Here is a 6,449-nt window from a genome sequence, read left to right as displayed (position 1 = left end):
AGACCCCTTGAAGACGACGAGGTTGATAGGTCAGAGGTGGAAGTGCAGTAATGCATGGAGCTGACTGATACTAATAGGTCGAGGGCTTATCCATAAAGGAAGGAAGAGGAGTTATCCTCTGGATGTAAATTTCAGTATGTAGTTTTGAATGTACAATAAATAAAAAGTGAAAAAGCTTGGCTTTTTGACTTTTTTGTGTTATAGTACAATTGTTGGCCCGGTGGCTCAGCTGGTTAGAGCGCCGCCCTGTCACGGCGGAGGTCGTGGGTTCGAACCCCATCCGGGTCGCTAGTATATATAAGTTATACTGAGGAGGTTGAAAGCAACAGAAGCTAGCTTTCTCATCCTCTTTATTTTTTCTAAAAATTTGGGATCTTAGCTCAGCTGGGAGAGCATCTGCCTTACAAGCAGGGGGTCACAGGTTCGAGCCCTGTAGGTCCCACTAGTACTTTTAAGTACTGTGGTTAAAACTAAATATGCCGATGTGGCTCAATTGGCAGAGCAGCTGATTTGTAATCAGCAGGTTAACGGTTCGAGTCCGTTCATCGGCTTTCTTAGAAATTATTTCTAAGTTATGATGGGCAGATTCCCGAGTGGCCAAAGGGGACAGACTGTAAATCTGCTGCAACTTGCTTCGGTGGTTCGAATCCACCTCTGCCCATTATTTAATTAAATATCGCGGGGTGGAGCAGTCTGGAAGCTCGCCGGGCTCATAACCCGGAGGTCATAGGTTCAAATCCTATCCCCGCAACTCAATGCCCAGTTAGCTCAGTTGGTAGAGCAGAGGACTGAAAATCCTCGTGTCTCTGGTTCGATTCCGGAACTGGGCATTTTTATGTAAAAAAATAAGCAGGAAATACTGATTTATTATGAATCTTGTATTTTCTGTTTTTTTTATGTGATAATGGAAAAAAATATACTTTATGAAGTTTCTAATATATTTTCATTTTTTAGTTAAAGAAATATATTTCCAAAAGTCCAAACTGCTACTACCAAACACAAAACAACTACACTAGTTCTAATTATCAAAAGACTTTTATTATTTAGTGTAGGTTCTATCTTTTTTTTATAAAAATACGAACCTAAAATTAATATGATAAATATTATAGGTATGATTATTCTTAGTAATCCGTTTTTATAAATCAAATCTGTTACCTCTTTTCTAATTTATATACTGTATAAATGTAATGCCTGTGTAGATCGCGCGTAAGCATTACATTTTTTACTGTTTTTGCTTCAGTTTACTATAACACATACATCTGCAATTGCAAATAGTTCAGGGAGGTTTGTCAAATTATTAAGATTTTAAGAAAAAACAAACGTATAACAATATTAGTTTGATAATGTTCCTAAATCATAGTAGAATAAAGTGAAAACAAAAGTAGCGATTAGTGTTATACAGGTACGGAGAAAAGAATGAAGGAACATCAGGCAAGGGAATATATTTTCGAGGAAAAGGTAAAAAAATTATTGCAGGATAGCAGGTATATATCAATTATAGAGGAGGAGGTTCCGGGGCGTAGCGGATACCATGACATACATGCCTATGGTAGGATAAATGTGCCAACAGCATTTTTATATCCAGTGCGAATTATATGTCAGTATAAATATTATGCCAAAAACAGGGTAGAGTTAAATCATATAAGGGATTTTGGTGGCATAATGGCTGATATTTCAGAAAAAAATTATACCATAAAAGGCGAAGCAAAAAATATCCCGGATAGGTATACTTATTCGGGGTGCTTTTTTAGTGCCACGGCTTTTTCAAGAGATGCACAGGAATATGCATGGGCTCACAACATATTTATGGTGTCCTTAGAGCGAATAGGAGTTATGCAGCCTATACTTAAAAAAATTGATAATTTCGTGGCAGGGTTAAGCGAATCTACCATAAATAATATTACAAAACAGGAATTGTTAGAGGGGTACGAAAGAGAGGTAGAGGAAGAATCAGTTATGCCGGAGGCGGTAATTGGAATTGTAAACGGAGTATATCCGGTAATGATTATGGGAAAAAAGGATTGGCTTAAGCCGGTTTTGGAGGAAGCGGAAAATTCAGAGATAGGCAAGGTATACATTGACAGTGTTTACCGAAGTGAAAACCAGTTTGAGGCAAATTTTGAGCTTAATTTTATGGAGAGCAGTGGAGAGTTTTCAGTGCCTGTGGCGGTTTTGGAGAAGCTTATGGAAAGGGAAGATAACAACACAAGAGATCATGTAGTGTTTAACGTGGATATTCCATATGTTACAAAAAAAGGACGTAAAATATTTATATCAATGGAAGTTTTTGTGGAAGGATTTAACAGGGGCGATTATACAAATAAGCAAATAAGCTTTTTTCAGCTATAAGGTATAGTTACTTATAAAAAGGAATAGAAAATGAGTCACATATTGTACGATAAATTAATAGAATACGGAAAAAATGGCAAATATCCCTTTCATATGCCGGGACATAAGCGAAATGACAGCATGCTTTCAGGAATGGATCCCTTCGATATTGATATTACTGAAATAGTGGATTTTGATAATCTCCATCATCCTCAGGGCATTATAAAAGAGGCAATGGATAGGGCAGCGTCCTACTATGGAACAGATAGAACATGGTTTTTAATTAATGGAAGTTCCTGTGGAATTTTAGCTGCCATAAATGCAGTGACAGATATTGGGGATAAAATAATAATAGGAAGAAATTGTCATAAAGCGGTGTATAACGCCATGACAATTAGAAATCTTAAAGGAGAATATTTTTATCCGGAATATGTTAGTGAACTGGGAATAAACGGAGGATATAATCCTGAAATATTAGAAAAACTGCTAAGGGAGAACAAAGACACAAAGGCAGTGGTTATAACATCCCCCACCTACGATGGGATAGTATCTGATATTGAAAAAATAGCAGAAATTACCCATAAATACGGGGCGGTGTTAATTGTTGATGAGGCTCATGGAGCACATTTTAGAATAAGTGATAAGCTTCCGACACCGGCGTACAAATTAGGGGCAGACCTGGTTATAGAAAGTGTTCACAAAACATTGCCGTCCATGACACAGACAGCGGTTTTGCACAAATGTGGCAACAGGGTAAAAGAAGAAGAAGTGGAGAAATCACTGGGAATTTACCAGTCATCAAGCCCTTCCTATGTGCTTATGGCATCTATTGACAGGTGTATTGATGTTATTGAAAATTATGGTGATAACTTCATGGGAAAATTGTTAATAGCCCTTAATAATTTCAGAAGCAATGTTAATAAATTAAAAAGCTTTTATGTGCCGGGAAAGGAAATTGTAGGAAAGTTTTCCGTATATGATATGGATCCTACAAAGCTGGTAATATGCATAAAAGCACAGGCAGGGGATGGAAAATGGCTTTCAGATATATTAAGGAAACACTATGGATTTGAAATGGAAATGGAAGCACCGGAATATGTTCTGGGAATTACAGGTATATGTGATGATTTAAGCCAGATACAAAGACTTTATGAAAGTTTGAAAGAAATAGACAGCAGTATTAGTTATAAGGAAAAGACCTGTGACGCAGCAGAATTTGAACTTACAAGAAATGACAGGGCAATGTCTGTTTATGAGGCACAGAAATCAGAAAGTGTACCGGTTAAAATAGAAGAGGCACAGGGAAAAGTTTCAGGGGAGTTTCTTTATTTATACCCACCGGGAATCCCTCTTTTAGTGCCGGGGGAAGTTATTTCCCATAAATTAATTAGTCATGTAAAAGAATTTAAGAAAATGAATATGAACATTAACGGATTAGCAGATATGGAAAATAAATACATTAAGGTTATTAAATAGATTAAGAGGAAGTAAAATGGCAAAGATTTTTTTTGTGTTGGGAAAAAGCTGTAGCGGGAAGGATACAATTTTTAAGAAGTTAAAGGAAGACAGGGAATTAAATTTAAATACTGTAACAGGTTACACCACAAGACCCATGAGAGAAGGGGAAATTAACGGTGTGGAGTATTTTTTTGTAAATAATGAGGAACTTGAGGCTTTAAAAAATCAGGGAAAAGTAATAGAGTGCAGGGATTACAACACTGTTTACGGAGTTTGGAGTTATTTTACGGTGGATGACGGACAGATTAATCTTGAAAAAGGAAATTATTTGTACATAGGAACACTGGAATCCTATGAGCAGATGGTTAGATACTACGGAAAAGAGGTAGTTGTTCCTATTTATGTGGAAGTGGAAACAGGAGAAAGGCTGACAAGAGCCGTAAATAGGGAGAGACAGCAGGAAAATCCTAAATATACAGAGCTTTGCAGAAGATTTCTGGCAGATGAAGAAGATTTTTGCGAGGAAAATATAAAAAAAGCGGGAATCAAAAAGAGATATGAAAATAACAGTCTGGAAAGATGCATAGAAGAGATAGTTGAAGATATTCGTGATTTTATGGTATTATAAAAGGTGGGTTTGTGTCAGATAATATTTAGCTCAAACCTTAATGTGCAAATTCATTTTTAAGATAGGAGCGAAATATGGAGTCAGGAAGGATTCTTGGACAAAACCATATAATTAAACATTTTGAAAATGCCATAAAAATGGGAAAAATATCCCATGCCTATATTATAAATGGTGAGGCAGGTTCAGGAAAAATGAAGCTGGCAGTTCATTTTGCCAAGGCACTTCAATGTGAAGCCAATAATCCTGATGCAGCTGATGGAAATATGCAGTTTGATTTTGGAGAAGGCACAGGGGAAAAGAAGAAAATTACCGGAGTTGCCTGTGGACATTGTAAATCCTGTCACCAGACAGATTCGGGAAACCAGCCGGACATAAAATATGTAACTCACGAGAAATCAGGTATAGGCGTAGATGAAATAAGAGACCAGATTAACAATGATATTGATATAAAGCCCTATAGTAGCAGATACAAAATTTATATTGTTCCTGATAGTGAAAAAATGACGGTGCAGGCGCAAAATGCCCTGTTAAAAACCATTGAGGAGCCACCGGAATATGCAATAATTATTTTGCTGACAACTAATGCAGATATGTTTCTTCAAACAATATTGTCAAGATGTGTACTGCTAAACATAAGGCCGGTAAAGGAAGAGACCATTAGAAATCAGTTAATGTCTGAGTATGGCATTGGAAATTATGAGGCTAATGTGGCAGCGGTTTTTGCCAATGGTAATCCGGGAAAAGCCATAAAGCTGGCTACATCTGAGGATTTTAAGGAATTAAAGCAGCAGGTGGTAGGCACACTTCTTTCTTTAGAGAAAGGCGGAATGGACATTATAACCCAGAGGGTTAAGGAAGCAGGCAGTTTTAAAAATCAGATAGATGATTATTTCGGGCTGATGCAAACGTGGTTCAGGGATGTACTTTTGTACAAGGCTACGGGAGATACGGAAAAACTTATTTTTCAGGATGATTATCACGAAATTGTGGAAATGTCAGAAAAAATATCATATTTTCATATAAATATTATTTTAAAATCAATAGACCAGGCATGGAACAGAATTAAATCAAATGTTAATTTTGATATTACCATGGAGGTATTGTTTTTATCGATAAAAGAAAGGATAAAAAAATGATAAAAGTTATTGGAGTCAGATTTAGACAGGCAGGAAAAATTTACAATTTTGATCCGGCAGAGTTGGAAATAAAAAAAGGAGACCATGTTATAGTGGAAACAGCAAGAGGCGTAGAGTATGGCTATGTTGTTTTTGGCGTAAAGGAGGAAAAGGAAGAAGATGTGGTTATGCCTTTAAAAACTGTTATAAGGGTGGCAACACCGGAGGACGACCAAAAGGCACAGGAAAATATTGAGAAGGGCAAAAAGGCATTCAAAATATGTAAGGAAAAAATTGCAAAGCACGGCCTTGAAATGAAATTAATAGATTCAGAGTATACTTTTGACAACAATAAAGTTTTATTTTATTTCACAGCTGACGGAAGAATTGACTTTAGAGAGTTAGTAAAGGATTTAGCTTCGGTTTTCAAAACAAGAATTGAGTTAAGACAGGTGGGAGTGAGAGATGAGGCAAAAATGTTAGGCGGCATAGGAATGTGTGGAAGACCACTGTGCTGCAATACTTATTTGTCAGAGTTTATACCTGTTTCAATTAAGATGGCTAAGGAGCAGAATTTGTCACTTAATCCCACAAAGATTTCCGGAATATGCGGAAGACTTATGTGCTGTCTTAAAAACGAGCAGGAGGCTTATGAACACTTAAATTCTAACCTTCCAAATGTGGGAGAAACTGTTAAAACCTTTGACGGATTTAAAGGGGAGGTTGCAAGTGTCAACGTTTTAAGACAGAAGGTTAAAATTGTTATTGAACAAAATGATGAGAGGGAAATCAGGGAGTATTCTGTAAACGAGCTTAAGTTTAAGCCTAAGAAAAAGAAGTTTGATTTGGCAGCAGATGAACTTAAGGAACTTAAAGGACTTGAGGATACAGAAAGTTCAAAATTGGACTAATGGGAATAA

5 protein-coding genes, 6 tRNA genes and 1 rRNA gene are annotated in these 6,449 nt (G+C 36.7%); all 12 read left to right on the top strand.

The annotated features are described in order from the left end of the window. Nucleotides 1-94: ribosomal RNA gene (locus H8S00_RS13240) — 23S ribosomal RNA — on the top strand; the annotation flags it as partial. Between the two features lie 120 nt (nt 95-214). Continuing rightward, a tRNA-Asp gene (locus H8S00_RS13235) sits at nt 215-288 on the top strand. A gap of 81 nt (nt 289-369) precedes the next feature. Next, a tRNA-Val gene (locus H8S00_RS13230) sits at nt 370-442 on the top strand. A gap of 36 nt (nt 443-478) precedes the next feature. After that, nucleotides 479-551, top strand: a tRNA-Thr gene (locus H8S00_RS13225). Between the two features lie 28 nt (nt 552-579). Continuing rightward, a tRNA-Tyr gene (locus H8S00_RS13220) sits at nt 580-661 on the top strand. Nucleotides 662-677: 16 nt separating this feature from the next. Then, a tRNA-Met gene (locus H8S00_RS13215) sits at nt 678-751 on the top strand. Nucleotides 752-757: 6 nt separating this feature from the next. Further along, nucleotides 758-830, top strand: a tRNA-Phe gene (locus H8S00_RS13210). A gap of 586 nt (nt 831-1,416) precedes the next feature. Further along, complete coding sequence (locus tag H8S00_RS13205) at nt 1,417-2,349, top strand: hypothetical protein (RefSeq protein ID WP_021952423.1); 933 nt, start codon at nt 1,417-1,419, stop codon at nt 2,347-2,349. Nucleotides 2,350-2,379: 30 nt separating this feature from the next. Continuing rightward, entirely contained in the window at nt 2,380-3,804 is a 1,425-nt protein-coding gene (locus H8S00_RS13200) for an aminotransferase class I/II-fold pyridoxal phosphate-dependent enzyme (RefSeq protein WP_186840718.1), read from the top strand. Nucleotides 3,805-3,820: 16 nt separating this feature from the next. After that, nucleotides 3,821-4,414 carry a nucleoside/nucleotide kinase family protein gene (locus tag H8S00_RS13195; RefSeq protein WP_186840717.1) on the top strand — a complete coding sequence of 198 codons (594 nt, stop codon included), beginning with the start codon at nt 3,821-3,823 and terminating at the stop codon, nt 4,412-4,414. 74 nt (nt 4,415-4,488) lie between these two features. Then, nucleotides 4,489-5,550 carry a DNA polymerase III subunit gene (locus H8S00_RS13190; protein ID WP_186840716.1) on the top strand — a complete coding sequence of 354 codons (1,062 nt, stop codon included), beginning with the start codon at nt 4,489-4,491 and terminating at the stop codon, nt 5,548-5,550. Next, the gene (locus tag H8S00_RS13185; protein WP_021952419.1) at nt 5,547-6,440 is read left to right on the top strand and encodes a PSP1 domain-containing protein; all 894 of its coding nucleotides are present in this window, start codon (nt 5,547-5,549) and stop codon (nt 6,438-6,440) included. Before H8S00_RS13190 ends, H8S00_RS13185 begins: the two co-directional genes overlap by 4 nt. Nucleotides 6,441-6,449 lie beyond the last annotated feature (9 nt).

Source organism: Eubacterium segne (genome assembly GCF_014287775.1).
GTDB lineage: Bacteria > Bacillota > Clostridia > Lachnospirales > Lachnospiraceae > Eubacterium_G > Eubacterium_G segne.
This window is presented reverse-complemented; position numbering and strand designations above follow the sequence as displayed.

Excerpts from the sequence above, each read along its gene's own strand:
- H8S00_RS13190 (WP_186840716.1), top strand. The coding sequence starts at position 4,489 with ATGGAGTCAGGAAGGATTCTTGGACAAAACCATATAATTAAACATTTT.
- H8S00_RS13185 (WP_021952419.1), top strand. The coding sequence starts at position 5,547 with ATGATAAAAGTTATTGGAGTCAGATTTAGACAGGCAGGAAAAATTTAC.
- H8S00_RS13200 (WP_186840718.1), top strand. The coding sequence starts at position 2,380 with ATGAGTCACATATTGTACGATAAATTAATAGAATACGGAAAAAATGGC.
- H8S00_RS13195 (WP_186840717.1), top strand. The coding sequence starts at position 3,821 with ATGGCAAAGATTTTTTTTGTGTTGGGAAAAAGCTGTAGCGGGAAGGAT.
- H8S00_RS13205 (WP_021952423.1), top strand. The coding sequence starts at position 1,417 with ATGAAGGAACATCAGGCAAGGGAATATATTTTCGAGGAAAAGGTAAAA.